General features: G+C 65.6%; 16 protein-coding genes. 6 read left to right on the forward strand and 10 right to left on the reverse strand.

Annotated features, from left to right (window positions below):
* Positions 1-220: 220 nt before the first annotated feature.
* Both PMN64_RS36545 and PMN64_RS36550 read left to right on the forward strand, forming a co-directional pair.
* Positions 221-1,465 carry an MFS transporter gene (locus tag PMN64_RS36545; RefSeq protein ID WP_411784243.1) on the forward strand — a complete coding sequence of 415 codons (1,245 nt, stop codon included), beginning with the start codon at positions 221-223 and terminating at the stop codon, positions 1,463-1,465.
* Positions 1,466-1,636: 171 nt separating this feature from the next.
* Complete coding sequence (locus PMN64_RS36550) at positions 1,637-2,851, forward strand: MFS transporter (RefSeq protein ID WP_411784244.1); 1,215 nt, start codon at positions 1,637-1,639, stop codon at positions 2,849-2,851.
* A 282-nt stretch (positions 2,852-3,133) separates the two neighbouring features.
* Here PMN64_RS36550 and PMN64_RS36555 read toward each other — a convergent pair whose 3' ends face one another.
* Positions 3,134-3,571, reverse strand: coding sequence for a helix-turn-helix domain-containing protein (locus PMN64_RS36555; protein ID WP_411784245.1), 438 nt, complete (start codon positions 3,569-3,571; stop codon positions 3,134-3,136).
* Positions 3,572-3,653: 82 nt separating this feature from the next.
* On the opposite strand from PMN64_RS36555, the gene PMN64_RS36560 reads away from it, so the two are divergent.
* Together PMN64_RS36560 and PMN64_RS36565 are read left to right on the forward strand one after the other, a co-directional pair.
* Complete coding sequence (locus PMN64_RS36560; protein WP_411784246.1) at positions 3,654-4,517, forward strand: class I SAM-dependent methyltransferase; 864 nt, start codon at positions 3,654-3,656, stop codon at positions 4,515-4,517.
* Positions 4,510-5,013: a DUF2938 domain-containing protein gene (locus PMN64_RS36565; RefSeq protein ID WP_411784247.1), complete on the forward strand. Its 504-nt coding sequence runs from the start codon at positions 4,510-4,512 to the stop codon at positions 5,011-5,013. The genes PMN64_RS36560 and PMN64_RS36565 overlap by 8 nt, the downstream gene beginning before the upstream one ends.
* 426 nt (positions 5,014-5,439) lie before the next feature.
* Here the strand turns inward: PMN64_RS36565 and PMN64_RS36570 are convergent, their stop codons facing one another.
* The gene (locus tag PMN64_RS36570) at positions 5,440-5,934 is read right to left on the reverse strand and encodes a VOC family protein (protein WP_411784248.1); all 495 of its coding nucleotides are present in this window, start codon (positions 5,932-5,934) and stop codon (positions 5,440-5,442) included.
* 134 nt (positions 5,935-6,068) lie between these two features.
* Positions 6,069-6,614: a carboxymuconolactone decarboxylase family protein gene (locus PMN64_RS36575; RefSeq protein ID WP_028343517.1), complete on the reverse strand. Its 546-nt coding sequence runs from the start codon at positions 6,612-6,614 to the stop codon at positions 6,069-6,071.
* Positions 6,615-6,783: 169 nt separating this feature from the next.
* On the opposite strand from PMN64_RS36575, the gene PMN64_RS36580 reads away from it, so the two are divergent.
* Together PMN64_RS36580 and PMN64_RS36585 are read left to right on the forward strand one after the other, a co-directional pair.
* Complete coding sequence (locus PMN64_RS36580) at positions 6,784-7,968, forward strand: acyl-CoA dehydrogenase family protein (RefSeq protein ID WP_411784249.1); 1,185 nt, start codon at positions 6,784-6,786, stop codon at positions 7,966-7,968.
* A gap of 130 nt (positions 7,969-8,098) precedes the next feature.
* Positions 8,099-9,238 carry an acyl-CoA dehydrogenase family protein gene (locus PMN64_RS36585; protein ID WP_304498324.1) on the forward strand — a complete coding sequence of 380 codons (1,140 nt, stop codon included), beginning with the start codon at positions 8,099-8,101 and terminating at the stop codon, positions 9,236-9,238.
* 173 nt (positions 9,239-9,411) lie between these two features.
* Here the strand turns inward: PMN64_RS36585 and PMN64_RS36590 are convergent, their stop codons facing one another.
* The 7 genes from PMN64_RS36590 to PMN64_RS36620 form a co-directional block, all read right to left on the reverse strand.
* Complete coding sequence (locus PMN64_RS36590; RefSeq protein WP_137481393.1) at positions 9,412-10,449, reverse strand: amino acid ABC transporter substrate-binding protein; 1,038 nt, start codon at positions 10,447-10,449, stop codon at positions 9,412-9,414.
* A gap of 60 nt (positions 10,450-10,509) precedes the next feature.
* Entirely contained in the window at positions 10,510-11,103 is a 594-nt protein-coding gene (locus PMN64_RS36595) for a L,D-transpeptidase (protein ID WP_028343513.1), read from the reverse strand.
* Positions 11,104-11,273: 170 nt separating this feature from the next.
* Positions 11,274-11,402 (reverse strand): DUF2474 domain-containing protein, encoded by a 129-nt coding sequence (locus PMN64_RS36600; protein ID WP_092078858.1) that lies wholly within the window; start codon positions 11,400-11,402, stop codon positions 11,274-11,276.
* A 101-nt stretch (positions 11,403-11,503) separates the two neighbouring features.
* Positions 11,504-12,505, reverse strand: a complete 1,002-nt coding sequence (gene cydB, locus PMN64_RS36605) for a cytochrome d ubiquinol oxidase subunit II (protein WP_304498327.1) — start codon at positions 12,503-12,505, stop codon at positions 11,504-11,506.
* The gene (locus PMN64_RS36610) at positions 12,502-13,908 is read right to left on the reverse strand and encodes a cytochrome ubiquinol oxidase subunit I (protein WP_411784250.1); all 1,407 of its coding nucleotides are present in this window, start codon (positions 13,906-13,908) and stop codon (positions 12,502-12,504) included. The genes cydB and PMN64_RS36610 overlap by 4 nt, the downstream gene beginning before the upstream one ends.
* Positions 13,909-14,098: 190 nt before the next feature.
* Positions 14,099-14,677, reverse strand: a complete 579-nt coding sequence (locus PMN64_RS36615) for a redoxin domain-containing protein (RefSeq protein ID WP_411784251.1) — start codon at positions 14,675-14,677, stop codon at positions 14,099-14,101.
* A gap of 17 nt (positions 14,678-14,694) precedes the next feature.
* Positions 14,695-15,450: a cytochrome c biogenesis CcdA family protein gene (locus PMN64_RS36620; RefSeq protein ID WP_411784252.1), complete on the reverse strand. Its 756-nt coding sequence runs from the start codon at positions 15,448-15,450 to the stop codon at positions 14,695-14,697.
* Positions 15,451-15,688 lie beyond the last annotated feature (238 nt).

Raw genomic sequence — 15,688 nt, forward strand, 5'->3', positions numbered from 1 at the left:
CGATCCGATCTCACCAAACAGCTCTTGTGCCACGGGGGCCGTCCACATATGGGTCCTGGCTTTCGCCAGGACGACGCCGGAGTGTGAGTATTCGACCGGGCCAACCCGTGTGCGCCTCCCGCATGGCCTCGGTCCGTTTGCGCCGGTTGATCGGCCTCGACCCGCTCTCCATAGTGCCGGCGATTGGGGGTCCCGCCGGGGCTTCGAGGCGGGACTACCGATGATCGACGTGACAGTATCCGATGAGGCGAGCGACGACGCGCGGGCGCGCAGCAATGTGTGGCGGCTTGCGGCGGCGCAGGCGCTGACCGGCGCCAATTCGGCCGTGATCTTCGCCACCGGCTCGATCGTCGGCGCGACGCTGGCACCCGACGTCTCGCTCGCGACGGTGCCGCTCTCGATGTATGTGCTCGGGCTTGCCGCCGGCACGCTGCCGACCGGCGCGATCTCGCGCGCCTATGGACGACGCGTCGCCTTCATCATCGGCACCTTCTGCGGCACGCTCACCGGCGGGCTCGGCGCCTGGGCGATCCTGCACTCATCGTTCTGGCTGTTCTGCGGCGCGACCTTCCTCGGCGGGCTCTACGGTGCCGTCGCGCAGTCCTACCGCTTTGCCGCCGCCGATGGCGCCAGTGTCGCGTTCCGGCCCAAGGCGGTGTCCTGGGTGATGGCCGGCGGCGTGTTCGCCGGCGTGCTCGGGCCGCAGCTCGTGCAATGGACCATGGACATCTGGCCGCCCTATCTGTTCGCGTTCTCCTTCGTGATGCAGGCGCTGGTCGCGCTGGTGGCGATGGCGGTGCTCTCGGGCGTCGACGCGCCGAAGCCTGCGGCTGCGGACCTGCATGGCGGCCGCCCGCTGCTCGAGATCGCCAGGCAGCCCCGCTTCATTGCCGCGGCGCTGTGCGGCGTGATCGCCTATCCGATGATGAATCTGGTGATGACCTCGGCGCCGCTCGCCATGAAGATGTGCGGGCTGTCGGTCAGCGATTCCAATTTCGGCATTCAGTGGCACATCGTTGCGATGTACGGCCCGAGCTTCTTCACGGGCTCGCTGATCGCGCGGTTCGGCGCGCCCGTTATCGTCGCGCTCGGGCTGGCGCTGGAGGCGGTGGCCGCGATGATCGGACTGTCAGGCGTCACCGCGCCGCACTTCTGGGCGACGCTGTTCGTGCTCGGGATCGGCTGGAATTTCGCTTTTGTTGGCGCTTCCGCGCTGGTGCTGGAAACGCACCGACCGCAGGAACGCAACAAGGTGCAGGCGTTCAACGATTTCCTCGTGTTCGGCATGATGGCGATCGGCTCGTTCTCGTCGGGCCAACTGCTCGCGCATTACGGCTGGAATGCCGTCAACTGGGTGGTGTTCCCGCCTGTGCTGCTCGGCCTTGCCGTGCTCTCGCTCGCTTCATTCGCCAAGCGACGCACGAAATTGCGCGCGGTGGAAGAAATCCCGGATCCCAGCATCTAGGCATGATCCGGAAAAGTGTGGCGCGGTTTTCCGCAAGATCATGCCCAAAAGGGTCTCCTGCTGCCAATTGCTGACACTTCGATCGTTTTCGAAGTGACCGGCTTGCACGGCTCCTTACATCGTGAGAACGGATAAATCCGGTCATGACGATGTGAGAAGCAAGAGCAAGAAATGGACGCATCCTCAGCCACGCTGCCCGATGAATCCTCGCTTGGTTACGAAGGCTGGCGCATCGTCGTCGTCTGCTTCCTGCTTGCGACCTTCGGCTGGGGACTGGGCTTCTACGGCCAGAGCGTCTATGTCGCCGAGCTGCAGCGGCTGCACGGCTGGCCGGCATCGCTGATCTCGTCGGGCACGACCTTCTTCTACCTGTTCGGCGCGGCGCTGGTTGCCTTCGTCAGCGAGGCGATCAAGGCGTTCGGCGCGCGCAGCTGCCTGATCGCCGGCACCTTCGCGATGGCGGTCGCGGCAGTTGCGATCGGCGAGGTGCGCGAGCCCTGGCAGCTCTTTCTTGCCGATGCGCTGCTGGCGTTCGGCTGGGCCGGCACCAGCCTCGGCATCATCACCAACACGCTCGGCCTGTGGTTCGACAAGAAGCGCGGCATGGCGATCAGCCTGGCGCTGAACGGCGCGAGCTTCGGCGGCATCGTCGGCGTGCCGCTGCTGGTGGCGGGGATCGGCACGTTCGGCTTCTCCGGCGCGATGATCGCGGCCGCAGGGCTGCTGATCGTGGTGATGGTGCCTGTCATCCTGATCTTTGTCGGGCGGCCGCCGGCGCATCTGCACGCAGTCACCGCCGCGGCGGCCGACGCGCCATCGGCGACCCAGGTGCGCGCGCGGGCGCTGCGCGACATCCGCTTCCTCTCGGTGTCGATTGCCTTCGCGCTGGTGCTGTTCGCCCAGGTCGGCTTCATCGTGCATCTGATCGCCTATCTCGATCAGGTGATCGGCCGCGAGCGCGCGACGGTGGCGATGGCGCTCTTGACCGCGATGGCCGTGGTCGGGCGCGTCTCGTTCTCCTTCGTGATCGACCGGCTCAACCAGCGGCTGGCATCGGCGCTGTCCTTCGTCAGCCAGGCGGTCGCGCTCGCCGTCATCATCAATGTGCACAATGACGTAGCGCAGATCGCCGCCTGCGCGCTGTTCGGCTTCTCGGTCGGCAATCTGATCACGCTGCCGGCGCTGATCGTGCAGCGCGAGTTCGATCCGCGTGCGTTCGGCGTGCTGGTCAGCCTGATCACCGCGATCAACCAGATCACCTACGCCTTCGGCCCCGGCGTGGTCGGGCTGCTGCACGATCTCTCGGGCAGCTATTCGCTCCCGTTCTACGGCTGCATCGGCCTGGAGCTGATCGCGGCGGCGACGATCATGACGAAAGGGAAGTAGCTTTCCACCTCCCCTTGAAAAGGGGAGGTCGCTTTGCTCGCAGAGCAAAGCGGGTGGGGATCTGCTCTCTCCACTTGCAGCAGAGCCTGTGGCTGACCCCCATCCCGACCTTCCCCCTTTCAGGGGGAAGGGGATAAAGACCTGTAGTCGCCTGTAGCCCGGATGAGCGCAGCGATATCCGGGGCCGGTCTATCAGCTTGCGCCAGACCCCGGATGTCGCTTCGCTCATCCGGGCTACGATTTCCTCTGCGACCGCCGCGCTTCGCTCATCCGGGCTACGTTCTACGACTTGCGGCGTGACTTCCGCACCTTCTTCGGCTCACCGATCTTGCCCGCCGCCGCGACCCGCAGCAGCCGGCGAAAAGTCGGGCATTCCATGTGGCTCGGAGCCGGGCAGACGGCGGCGTGGCGCAGGCCGTCGCGCATCGCGTTGAGCCTGCGGATGGTGCGGTCGAGCTCGTCGGCCTTGGCAGAAAGCATTTTCCGGTCGATGCGCGGTCTTCCGTCGCGCGCGAACATCCTTGCGATCTCGTCGAGCGAGAAGCCGGAGGCGCGCCCGAGCGCGATCAGCGCCAGCCGGTCGAGCACCGCCGGATCGAACAGGCGGCGCAGCCCGCGCCGTCCATGCGAGGCGATCAGCCCTTTTTCCTCGTAGAAGCGCAAGGTCGAGGCGCGCACGCCCGACAGTGCCGCCACCTCCGCAATGTCGATGTCCCGCATAGCCCTTGACCTCAAGTTCACTTGAACTGGCAGTGTGCCGCCAGTCGCTTGCGTGAGGCAAGCATCAACAAGGACGAGCATCATGGGTGTCGCACCGCAAGTCGACGACGAGCAGGTCAAACTCTGGAACGGCGCCGCCGGCCGCGCCTGGGTCGAGACGCGCGACGTGCTCGAAGGGATGTTCAAGCCGCTCGAAGAGCTGCTCGTCCGAGCAGTGTCCGATGCCGCGGCCAGCCGCGTGCTCGATATCGGTTGCGGCACCGGCGCCACGACTTTCGCTGTTGCCCGCGTGCTCGGCCGTCAAGGGCATTGCACCGGCATCGACATTTCCGAGCCGATGATCGCGGCGGCGCGCGCCCGCGCGGAGCCGGAAGAGCGGCCGGTCTGCTTCATCTGCGCCGACGCGCAGTCCTGTCCGTTCGCGCCCGCGAGTTTCGACATGATCATCTCGCGCCTCGGCGTAATGTTCTTTGCCGATCCGGTGCAGGCTTTCGCCAATCTGCGCCGCGCCGCCCGGCCGGGTGCTGCGCTCCGCTTCATCGCCTGGCGCGGCGCCGCCGAGAACCCGTTCATGACGACGGCGGAACAGGCGGCGAAGCCGTTGCTGCCGGATCTTCCGACGCGGCGTCCCGATGCGCCGGGGCAGTTCGGCTTCGCCGACCGGAAGCGGGTCGAAACTGTCCTGGAGGATAGCGGCTGGGACGCGATCGCGATCGATCCGGTCGATGTTGCCTTGAGCTTTCCGGCATCGGAGCTGACCCGCTATGTGAGCCGGCTCGGCCCGGTCGGGACGATGCTGCAGGCGATGGAGCAGCCGCGTCGCACGCAGGTGATCGAGACCGTGCGCGGGGCCTTCGGTCGTTACATCCACGGCAACGACATTCGCTTCACCGCGGCCTGCTGGATGGTCGCGGCACGAGCGCCGGCGGAGCCCGTGCATGGTTGAAGCCGAGGAATTTGTGGCGAACGCGGTGCTGATCGGGACCGGCGCGACCGTCGTGATGGACATCTGGGGGATGGTCCGCGCGCGCCTGCTTGGCATCCCGTCGCTGGACTATGTCCTGGTCGGCCGCTGGCTCGGCCATCTCGTATCCGGGTGCCTGCGCCACGACCGCATCGCTGCGTCACCACAGGTCGCGGGCGAACGGGTGATCGGATGGGCCGCGCATTATCTGATCGGGATCGGCTTTGCCGGCGTACTGCTTGCGATGTTCGGCCTCGATTGGATGCGGCAGCCCACCATCGCTCCGGCTCTGATGGTCGGGATCGGCAGCGTGGCCGCGCCGTTCCTGATGATGCAGCCCGCGATGGGCGCCGGCATCGCCGCGAGCCGCACGCCTCATCCAGGGGCGGCGCGGCTGCAGAGCCTCGTGACGCATGCGGTGTTCGGCTTTGGGCTCTACGCGGCCAGCTGGCTCGCGCACCCGTTCCTGAACCCGTAGCCCGGATGAAGCGAAGCGCAATCCGGGGCCAGCATCACCTCATGGAGCGAACCCGGATTTCGCGGAGCCTGTCATCGGGCGCGCGTTCGCGCGACCCGTTGGCTCCATCCGGGCTACAAACTGCATCCGATCTACAACCTCCCCTTGAAAAGGGGAGGTCGCTTTGCTCGCAGAGCAAAGCGGGTGGGGATCTGCTCTCTCCATTTGCAGCAGAGCCCGCGGCTAACCCCCATCCCGACCTTCCCCCTTTCAGGGGGAAGGGGAATAAAGACCTATAGAACCCGTAGCCCGGATGAAGCGAAGCGTAATCCGGGAACAGTATCACCTCATGGAGCGAACCCGGATTTCGCGGAGCCTGTCATCGGGCGCGCGTTCGCGCGACCCGTTGGCTTCATCCGGGCTACAAGCTTCTTCCGAGTTACGGAATTATGTCGCCCGCTGCTTCAGCAGATCCTCAACGTCCAGCCGTCGCGTGAACATCGCGAGCTTGCCGTCCGCGCTGCGCGGCCATTCGGCCTCGGGGCGATCCCAATAGAGCTCGACGCCGTTCTCGTCGGGATCGCGTAAGTAAAGCGCCTGGCTGACGCCGTGGTCGCTGGCGCCGTCGAGCTCGATGCCGGCCGACAGCACCCGGTGCAGCGCATCGGCGAGCGCCGGGCGGGTGGGATAGAGGATGGCGGTGTGGAACAGGCCGGTGGTGCCCGGCGGCGGCGGATGGCCGCCCTTGCTTTCCCAGGTGTTGAGGCCGATGTGGTGGTGATAGCCGCCGGCCGAGATGAAGGCCGCGTCCGCGCCCAGCCGCTGCTGCAGCTCGAAGCCGAGCACGCCGCAATAGAAGCCGAGCGCGCGCTCGAGATCGGCCACCTTGAGATGGACATGCCCGATCCGCGTGCCGGCGATGATGGGGGGATTCTCTGGCATGAGCGGACTCCGTTGACGTCAATGCCCCTGCCATCAGGGGCGAGGTTCGCCGCCTGATATAGTCCGGATTTGCCGACGCCGGAGCGATCGATCCGGAAACGCAAGGTTTCCGAAAGGCGCCACGGTCGCCGGGCCTAGCAGAGCTCCGACAGCTCGCCGCCGGGCAGCTGGAACTCGAACGTGTTCAGCGTCATCGACACCATGGTGTAGTAGCCGCAGAGGCCGATCACCTCGACCAGGCCGCGTTGGCTCAGCACCTCGACCGCCTCGTCATACAGTGCCTTCGGCAGGCCGTGACCTTCGTGCAGCGCCTTGGCGACGTCGTAGATCACCCTGGCCTTGGGATCGTCGAAGCTCGGCGTCCGGCGTACGCGAATGTCCTCGATGATCTTCGGGTCGAGGCCGCCCTTCAGCGCCAGGCGCTTGTGGGCATACCATTCGTAATGCGCGGTCCAGTGCCGCGCCGTGACGAGGATCGCGATCTCCGACAGTTTTGGGGGAAAGATCGTGTCGAAGCGCAGCACCTCGCCGAGCCGCGTGGCATGCCGTGCCATCTCCGGGCTGTTCAGCCAGGCCATCATCGGCGCGGGTGGCGCCCCGCGCTTGCCGGCAATCGACTCGTCGTAGGTTTCTTTCTGGGCGGCGTTCATTTCGCTAGGCGAAAGCAGCTTCAGCCGCATGTCCGTTTCCTTTTGTTTTTCAAGCGTTACCCCATCTCGGCGATACACCCGATCGCGCGCAGTGAGTAGCGACGCCAGAGCATGGCGCGGCCGCGAGGCATATTGAATTCGGCGGCCGCGCAGGTCTAAGGTCGATTCCAATTCGACGATTTTTGACTGGAAACGCACCATGGCTGACCTCGAGAAATTCCGCGCAGAGACCCGCGCCTGGCTGGAGCAGAACTGCCCGGCGGAGATGCGCAAGCCGATGACCTCGGATGGCGACACCTTCTGGGGTGGCCGCAACACGAAATTCTCGTCCGAAGCGCAGCGCGTCTGGTTCGAGCGGATGCGCGACAAGGGCTGGACCGTGCCGCATTGGCCGAAGGAATATGGCGGCGGAGGCCTCGACGGCGAGCAGGCCAAGATCGTGCGCCAGGAGATGGCCGCGATCGGCGCGCGTCAGCCGCTGACCTCGTTCGGCATCTCGATGCTCGGACCGGCGCTGCTGAAATACGGCACCGAGGAGCAGAAGAAGGAGCATCTGCCGAAGATCACCGCGGGCCTGATCCGCTGGTGCCAGGGCTATTCCGAGCCGAACGCCGGCTCCGACCTCGCCTCGCTGCAGACCCGCGCGGTCGGCGACGGCGACGACTACATCATCAACGGCCAGAAGATCTGGACGTCCTACGCCAACTACGCCGACTGGATCTTCTGCCTGGTGCGCACCGATCCGGCGGCCAAGAAGCATGACGGCATCAGCTTCATCCTGTTCGACATGGCCTCGAAAGGCGTGTCGACCAAACCGATCCTCCTGATCTCGGGCTATTCGCCGTTCTGCGAAACCTTCTTCGACAATGTCCGCGTGCCGAAGTCGCATGTCGTCGGTACCGTCAATCGCGGCTGGGATGTCGCGAAATATCTGCTGCAGCACGAGCGCGCTATGATCTCCGGCATGGGCGAGCGCGGCGTCGGCCGTCCGCTCGGCCAGATCGCCGCCGACTCGGTTGGTGCGGACGCGCAAGGCAAGCTCGATGACGCGCAGCTGCGCAGCCAGATCGCGAGCTTCGAGGTCGACGAGGCCGCGCTCGCCGCCGCCGCCGAGCGCGCGGTCGATCTCGCCAAGGCCGGGCAATCGCATCCGGCGTTCTCCTCGGCGATGAAATATTACGGCACCGAGCTGAACAAGCGCCGCTACGAGATCCTGATGTCGGCCGGCGGCATCGACGCGCTGGAATGGGAGAGCGACCGCTCCAGAGGCGGCGCCCGCCCGCGTGCCTGGCTGCGCACCAAGGCCAATTCGATCGAGGGCGGCACCTCGGAGGTGATGCTCGGCATCGTCGCCAAGCGCATCCTCGATTTGCCGGGCGCGTGATCGCTGCACCGTCGTTCCGGGGCGTCGCGAAGCGGCGAACCCGGAACCTCGAGATTCCGGGTTCGATGCTGCGCATCGCCCCGGAATGACGAACTCAGACAGTTGCTTAGAACGTTAGATCGGATTTCCCATGGCCCTCGTCCTCACCGAAGAACAATCCATGCTGCGCGACAGTGCGCGCGGTCTCATCAGCGACAAGGCGCCGGTGGCGCATCTGCGGTCCTTGCGCGATGCCAAGGATGCCACCGGCTTCTCGCGCGATCTCTGGAAGACATTTGCGGAGATGGGCTTCTCCGGCCTCCTGGTGCCGGACCAGTTCGGCGGCAGCGGGCTCGGCTGCGTCGAGGCCGGCATCGTCATGGAGGAGATCGGCCGCACCTTGATGCCATCGCCGTTCCTCGCGACCTCGGTGCTCGCCGCCTCGGCGCTGTCGCGCGGCGGCAGCGAGGCGCAGAAGGCGCAGCATCTGCCGAAAATCGCCGACGGCTCGCTGCTGGCGGCGCTGGCGATCGATGAGGGCGCCAAGCATCGCCCGCTGCAGACGAAGTTGCAGGCCACGCGCTCCGGCAACGGCTTCAAGCTGTCGGGCGACAAGGCCTTCGTTGTCGACGGCCACACCGCCGATCTCTTGATCGTCGCGGCGCGCACGGCCGGCAGCGCCGGCGACAAGAACGGGCTGACGCTGTTCCTGGTCGATCCGAAGGCCAAGGGGCTCGCGGTCGAGCGCACCGCGATGGTCGATTCGCACAACGCGGCGCGCATCGTGTTCGACAATGTCGAGGTCAACGCCGACAGCGTGCTCGGCGAAGTCGATCAGGGCTTTGGGCTGCTCGAGGGGGTGCTCAATATCGGCCGCGGCGCGGTGGCGTCCGAAATGGTCGGCCTCTCCGACGAGGTGTTCGGCCGCACCGTGGCCTATCTGAAGGAGCGCAAGCAGTTCGGCAAGGCGATCGGCGAATTCCAGGCGCTGCAGCACCGGGCTGCGCAGCTCTACATCGACATCGAGATCACCCGCGCCGCGGTGCTGAAGGCGTTGCAGGCGCTCGATACGGATGCCGACAAAGCCGCAACCGCGGTCGCGGTGGCAAAAGCCCGCGCCGGCACCACGGCGACGCTGGCCGTGCAGGAGGGCGTGCAGATGCATGGCGGCATGGGCATGACCGACCAGTTCGACATCGGCTTCTTCATGAAGCGCGCCCGGGTCTGCCAGGAGCTGTTCGGCGACAGCAATTTCCACACCGACCAGCTGGCGAGCGGCAAGGGTTACTGAGCCGCCGCATCGTCGTCGTCGCGCACACTGTCATCGCCCGGCTCGACCGGGCGATCCAGTATTCCAGAGGCGGTTGTGCTTGAGCGGAGAGGCCGCGGCGTACTGGATGCCCCGCTTTCGCGGGGCATGACAGTTGAGGATGCGGTGGCGGCTGTGGCCTCGCGACGTGCCGATCACCGGATCGGCGGCGCGTACTGGACGCCGCCGGCGTTCCAGAGCTGGTTCATGCCGCGCGGGATCTTCAGCTTGGAGTCGGCGCCGACGTTGCGGTCGTAGACCTCGCCGTAATTGCCGACATGGCGGATGATGCGCACCGCCCAGTCCTTGGTCAGGCCGAGATCCTCGCCATAGGCGCCCTCGGTGCCGACCAGCCGCATCACCTCCGGCTTCTTCGACTTCAGCGCCTCGTCGATATTCTTCGAGGTGATGCCGAGCTCTTCGGCGTTGATCATGGCGTACAGCGTCCACTTCACGATCATCATCCAGTCGTCGTCGCGCAAGCGCACCACCGGCGCCAGCGGCTCCTTGGAGATGATGTCGGCGAGGATCGTGTGGTCGCTCGGCTTGGCGAGGTTGAGCCGCAGCGCATAGAGCTGCGAGGCGTCCGATGTCAGCGTATCGCACTGGCCGGAGTTATAGGCCTTCACGACGTCGTCCAGCTTGTCGAACTTCATCTCCGTGTACTTCATGTTGTTGGCACGGAAATAGTCGGCGAGATTGAGCTGCGTCGTGGTGTTGGCCTGCACGCAGACCTTGCTGCCGTTCAGGTCGAGCGCGGAATCGATGTTGCGCGAGCGCGGCAGCATGAAGCCCTGGCCGTCATAATAGGCGACCGCGGGGAAATAGAGGTCGTAATTGGTCTCGCGCGACATGCTCCAGGTGGAGTTGCGCGAGAGGATGTCGACCTTGCGGTTCTGCAGCTCCTTGAAGCGCTCGCTGGCGTCGAGCGGCACGAACTTCGCCTTCGACGGATCGTCGAAGATCGCCGACGCGACCGCGCGGCAGAAGTCGACGTCGAAGCCGGTCCAGTTGCCCTTGTCGTCCGGGATCGAGAAGCCCGGCAGGCCCTTGTTGACGCCGCACAGCACGTCGCCGCGGCGGACGGTGCGCTTCAGCGTGCGGGTGTCGTAGCGCTCATAGGTGATGGCGGCGGCCGCAACCAGCGCGGCGATCGCGAGCCCGATCGTCAGGCCGCCTCGAAATGTACGCATGGGTTCTCTCTCGCGAATGATCGGGGGGAAAGCGGGACGGATATCGGAGCAGGCTGAAGGCTACAGTTCGGGCTTCTGCCGGATGATCACCTTGGTGCCGACCGGAACGCGGTTGTAGAGATCGGCGACGTCGTTGTTGACCAGGCGGAAGCAGCCGGAGGACACGGCGGTGCCGATGGTGTCGGGCCGGTTGGTGCCGTGGATGCGGTAGACCGTGGTGCCGAGATACATCGCGCGTGCGCCGAGCGGATTGCCCGGGCCGCCCGCCATGAAGCGCGGCAGATAGGGCTGGCGCGCGATCATTTCCGGCGGCGGCACCCAGTCCGGCCACTCGGCCTTGCGGGTGATGCTCACCAGGCCCTGCCATTGAAAGCCTTCGCGGCCGACGCCGATGCCGTAGCGGAGCGCGCGGCCATTGCCCTGCACCAGGTAAAGGTGGCGCTCGGCCGTCGCGACGATGATGGTGCCCGGTGCCTCATTGGTCCGGTAATACACGACTTGCTTCTGCCATTCCGGGTCGAGCTCGTAGCTGTCGTCAGCGACAAGACCGGGCTCGTCGGAGTCCGGGCGGCTCTGGGCGAAGCCCTGCGACGTCGACAGCACGAGCGCGCCCGTCGCGATCAACATCCAGACCAGGTGACGAAGTTTCGTCATGCAAAGCTCTCCTTGTTGGCGCGCGGCCAAATGGTTGCTCCACCCGCAAATCAGGCAGCATCAAATCTCAGCGGCAGCTTGATGGCAAGCTTAGGACGGCATCACAGGTATATCCCTGTAATGCTTCTGTTTTTTGTCACTGTGCGTCGGGGCACGTTGCGCGGGCCGCCTTATTTCGGCGCGATCCAGAGTCGCAAGGCGAACGAGATCAGCGCCACGGTGCCGACGCCGCCGAGCCACAGCGCTGCGAACCACAGCAGACGCTGACCGAGCGGCCGCTGATTCGGCACTAGAGCCATTTCCGTTCCGATGGAATCGGAACGGGGCTCTAGATTCTCGTCCTGACGCGTTTTCTTGACGCGAACCGGGATCCACTTCGCTGGAAAACGCTCTAGTGGCATCAGTGGTATCCGTGGCCGGGGCGCACCTTGCCGCGGAACACCCAATAGGCCCAGGCGGTGTAGCCGAGGATCAGCGGCACCAGGATCGAGACGCCGACCAGCATGAAGATCTGGCTGTTCGCCGGCGCCGCCGCCTGCCAGATCGTGATGCTCTGCGGCACGATGTACGGATACATGCTGATGCCGAGCCCGGCATAGGACAGGGCGAACAGCGCCAGCGTCAGGAAGAACGGCTGGTGGTCGTTCTTGTCGCTGAGCGCGCGCAGCAGCAGCGCGGTGACGGCGGCGACCGCGATCGGCACCGGCGCGGTGAGGATGATGTTGGGCCAGGCGAACCAGCGCTGGGTGTATTGCACGGCCAGGAACGGGGTTGCGATGCTGACGGCGCCGATCGCACAAAGCATCGCGATCAACAGCATCCAGCTCAGATGGTAGGCGCGGTCGCGCAGCTCACCCTCGGTCTTCATCACCAGCCAGGTCGCTCCGAGCAGCGCGTAGCCGATCACCAGCGCGACGCCGGTCAGAATGCTGAACGGTGTCAGCCAATCCCACCAGCCGCCGGCGTACTGGCGCCCCTCGACATGGATGCCCTGCAGGATGGCGCCGAGCGCGATCCCCTGCGCCAGTGTCGCGAGCAGCGAGCCGCCGGCGAAAGCGAGATCCCATTTGTTGCGCGCCTTCTGGGTCCGCCAGCGGAATTCGAAGGCGACCCCGCGAAACACGAGGCCGAGCAGCATCGCGATCATCGGCGTGTAGAGCGCCGGCATCAGCACCGCATAGGCCAGCGGAAATGCCGCCATCATGCCGCCGCCGCCGAGCACCAGCCAGGTCTCGTTGCCGTCCCACACCGGCGCCACCGTATTCATGATGACGTCGCGGTCGGTCTTTTGCGGAAACAGCGGAAACAGGATGCCGAGGCCGAGATCGAAACCGTCCATCACGACATAGACGAACACGGCAAAGGCGATGATGAAGGCCCAGATCGTGGCGAGATCGATCATCGTACGCCCTCCACGGCAGCGCCTGCCGCCGGCGTGATGCCGGCCGCGCGGGCGGGAAGATCTTTCGTCGGGCCTTGCTCGCCGGGATGCGGCGGCTGCGCCATCAGCCGCAGGATGTAGATCACGCCCGCGGTGAACACGGCGAAATAGACGATGATGAAGGCAATCAGCGACGAGCCCACCGCCGGCGCTGCCAGCGGCGACGCTGAATCAGCGGTGCGCAGCAGCCCGTAGACCGTGAACGGTTGCCGCCCGGTCTCCGTGGTGATCCAGCCCGCGAGCACCGCGATGAAGCCGGCGGGGCCCATCAGCACCGCGAACCGATGCAGCAACGGCGACTGGTACATCATCCCCCGCCAGCGCATCAAAAGGCTGAGCAGGCCGAGCCCCATGATCAGGAAGCCGAGGCCGACCATGATGCGGAACGACCAGAAGGTGATCGGCACCGGCGGCCAGTTCTCACGCGGCACGGTATCGAGGCCGGCCAGCGGCGCGTCGAGCGAATGCTTGAGGATCAGCGACGACAGCTTCGGCACCTCGATCGCATACTTCACCTTCGCCTCACGCTGGTCGGGCCAGCCGAACAGGATCAGCGGCGCGCCGTCCTTGTGGCTCTGGTAATGGCCTTCCATCGCCATCACCTTGGCGGGCTGGTGCTCCAGCGTGTTGAGGCCGTGCTGGTCGCCGGCGAGGATCTGGATCGGCGCCACCAGCGTCGCCATCCACATCGCCATCGAGAACATCACGCGCGCTCCCGCCAGATGCTGGTCGCGCAGCAGATGCCAGGCACCGACCGCGCCGACCACCAGCGAGGTGGTGAGATAGGCCGCCAGCACCATGTGCACGAGGCGGTAGGGGAACGACGGATTGAAGATCACCTTGAGCCAGTCGGCGGCGACGAACTGGCCGTCGGCGTTGACGGCGTGGCCTGTCGGTGTCTGCATCCAGGAATTGGCCGACAGAATCCAGAACGCCGAGATCAGCGTGCCGATCGCGACCATCAACGTCGCCACGAAGTGCAGCCTGGGGCCGACGCGTTCGAGCCCGAACAGCATCACGCCGAGGAAGCCGGCCTCGAGGAAGAACGCGGTCAGCACCTCATAGGCCATCATCGGGCCGATCACCGGCCCGGTCTTGTCGGCAAAGGACGACCAGTTGGTGCCGAACTGGTAGGACATCACGATGCCCGAGACCACGCCCATGCCGAACGCGACCGCGAAGATCTTCAGCCAGTAATTGAACAGGTTGATGTAGACCTCGCGCTTGGTGGCAAGCCACAGCGCTTCCAGCACCGCGAGATAGCTCGCAAGCCCGATCGAGAATGCGGGAAACACGATGTGGAACGACATCGTGAAAGCGAATTGCGCGCGGGCGAGTACGACCGCATCCCAGCCTTCGAACATCACGCACCATCCATCGTCGACCTGGCGTGGACCTTACCACGTCAGCTGTGACGACAAAGAGGGCGGATTGTCCGATTAAAGCGGGTTGAGTTTTGGCTGGATCGGCTTGGCGCGGTCTCGGTTCACCTCTCCCCGTTGGGGAGAGGTGAACTTTCGACGCCGTTCCAGCTCAACCTGATCTCATCAGGCCTTAGCTGTTGGCGTTGAGCAGCCGCGCGACGGTGCGGTCGATCTCGTCGTATTGTCCCTCGCCGGCGTGCTGGAAGACGATCTTGCCGTTCTGGTCGATGACGTATTGCGCCGGCCAATACTGGTTGCGGTAGGCGTTCCAGGTCTGCGAATTGTTGTCCTGCGCCACCGGATAGAGGATGCCGTGCCGCTTCAGCGCCGCCTGCACGTTGGAGGCCGAATGCTCGAACGGGAATTCCGGCGTGTGGACCCCGATCACGACGAGGCCGCGATCCCGGTACTTTGAATAGAGCTGGGTGACGTGCGGCAGCGTGTTGACGCAGTTGACGCAGCCATAGGTCCAGAAATCCACCAGCACGACCTTGCCGCGCAGGTCGGCCAGCTTCAGCGGCTGCGAATTGAACCAGTTGCTGATGCCGACGAATTCGGGCGCGGTCTGGCTCTGTTCGGCCGTCATGGCGATCGCCCGCGGCACCGGCTGGGCCGGCGCGTCTGACTCGGTGCAGAGGCCGGGGATCACGGCGCCGCCGAGGCCAAGGCCCGCCACCAGAGCGGATACGGCAATCAAGCGCAGGGACATCGATATCTCCTTTGGGCTTACAGGCCGATCTGGCCGTTGGGATAGAACTGGGTCAGCCACGCCACGATCAGCGTGTCGTATTGCAGGTAGGACAGCGCGGCGAATGCGACGATCACGACGCCGAAGCCCTGCTGCAGGCGCGGCGCGATCCGCGCCATGCTGCGCGCGCGCGTGGTGACGGCCTGTCCGCCATAGGCAATCGCAAGCATCGGGATCGCGGCGCCGATCGCGTAGGTGACGAGCTGCAGGCTCGCCCACGCCGTGTCCTTCGAGGTCGCGACGATGGTCAGGATCGAGCCGAGCACGGGGCCGGCGCACGGCGTCCACACCAGGCCGAGCGTAGAGCCGAGCACGAAGCCGCCGAACAGGCTGTGCGACGGCGCGGCCTGACCAAGGCTGCCCTCTTGTTTAGACGCGTTTTCTTGACGCGAACCGGTATCCGCTTCGCTCGAAAGCGCTTTGGCAGCGCCGGTGAGCCGGATCGACAGCCATTCGAATGGCGCCGGCCAGATCATCAGGAGGCCGAAGCCCGCGAGCAGCACGGCCGCGCCGGTCCGCAGCACGTTCGGATCGAAATCGAAGGCGCGCGTGATCGCGCTCAGCAGCAATGCCACCGCAGAGAATGACATCACGAAACCGAGCGCGATCATCACGGGCCGCGCCTTGCCGGTCTGGCCTATCGATACCCCAAGCAGGATCGGCAGCATCGGCAGGGTGCAAGGGGCGGCGACGGTGGCGACACCGGCAAGCAGGGCAAGGGCAAGGCTGAGCATCGTCATCCGTCCATCAGAGTCCCGGCGCGCCAGAGGGCCGTGCCGGGTACGCCTGATGTTCTTCGCGGGGACGGTTTTGGCCGTTACGGCCGTCCGGGCGCCGATGACGTCACGTCAGCGTGAGGCCGACGTCATCCGCTCCGCGGCTCGCGCCACCCAATCGGTGTCATCGCCCGGCTTGATGTTTAGTCCGGAGACATGGCTGACACCTGTTCGGACACATCACTGACAGGTTGGC

The sequence above is a fragment of the Bradyrhizobium sp. UFLA01-814 genome, assembly GCF_046718885.1.
Lineage (GTDB): Bacteria > Pseudomonadota > Alphaproteobacteria > Rhizobiales > Xanthobacteraceae > Bradyrhizobium > Bradyrhizobium elkanii.

Excerpts from the sequence above, each read along its gene's own strand:
- PMN64_RS36545 (WP_411784243.1), top strand. The coding sequence starts at position 221 with ATGATCGACGTGACAGTATCCGATGAGGCGAGCGACGACGCGCGGGCG.
- PMN64_RS36550 (WP_411784244.1), top strand. The coding sequence starts at position 1,637 with ATGGACGCATCCTCAGCCACGCTGCCCGATGAATCCTCGCTTGGTTAC.
- PMN64_RS36555 (WP_411784245.1), bottom strand. The coding sequence starts at position 3,571 with ATGCGGGACATCGACATTGCGGAGGTGGCGGCACTGTCGGGCGTGCGC.
- PMN64_RS36560 (WP_411784246.1), top strand. The coding sequence starts at position 3,654 with ATGGGTGTCGCACCGCAAGTCGACGACGAGCAGGTCAAACTCTGGAAC.
- PMN64_RS36565 (WP_411784247.1), top strand. The coding sequence starts at position 4,510 with ATGGTTGAAGCCGAGGAATTTGTGGCGAACGCGGTGCTGATCGGGACC.
- PMN64_RS36570 (WP_411784248.1), bottom strand. The coding sequence starts at position 5,934 with ATGCCAGAGAATCCCCCCATCATCGCCGGCACGCGGATCGGGCATGTC.
- PMN64_RS36575 (WP_028343517.1), bottom strand. The coding sequence starts at position 6,614 with ATGCGGCTGAAGCTGCTTTCGCCTAGCGAAATGAACGCCGCCCAGAAA.
- PMN64_RS36580 (WP_411784249.1), top strand. The coding sequence starts at position 6,784 with ATGGCTGACCTCGAGAAATTCCGCGCAGAGACCCGCGCCTGGCTGGAG.
- PMN64_RS36585 (WP_304498324.1), top strand. The coding sequence starts at position 8,099 with ATGGCCCTCGTCCTCACCGAAGAACAATCCATGCTGCGCGACAGTGCG.
- PMN64_RS36590 (WP_137481393.1), bottom strand. The coding sequence starts at position 10,449 with ATGCGTACATTTCGAGGCGGCCTGACGATCGGGCTCGCGATCGCCGCG.
- PMN64_RS36595 (WP_028343513.1), bottom strand. The coding sequence starts at position 11,103 with ATGACGAAACTTCGTCACCTGGTCTGGATGTTGATCGCGACGGGCGCG.
- PMN64_RS36600 (WP_092078858.1), bottom strand. The coding sequence starts at position 11,402 with ATGGCTCTAGTGCCGAATCAGCGGCCGCTCGGTCAGCGTCTGCTGTGG.
- cydB (WP_304498327.1), bottom strand. The coding sequence starts at position 12,505 with ATGATCGATCTCGCCACGATCTGGGCCTTCATCATCGCCTTTGCCGTG.
- PMN64_RS36610 (WP_411784250.1), bottom strand. The coding sequence starts at position 13,908 with ATGTTCGAAGGCTGGGATGCGGTCGTACTCGCCCGCGCGCAATTCGCT.
- PMN64_RS36615 (WP_411784251.1), bottom strand. The coding sequence starts at position 14,677 with ATGTCCCTGCGCTTGATTGCCGTATCCGCTCTGGTGGCGGGCCTTGGC.
- PMN64_RS36620 (WP_411784252.1), bottom strand. The coding sequence starts at position 15,450 with ATGCTCAGCCTTGCCCTTGCCCTGCTTGCCGGTGTCGCCACCGTCGCC.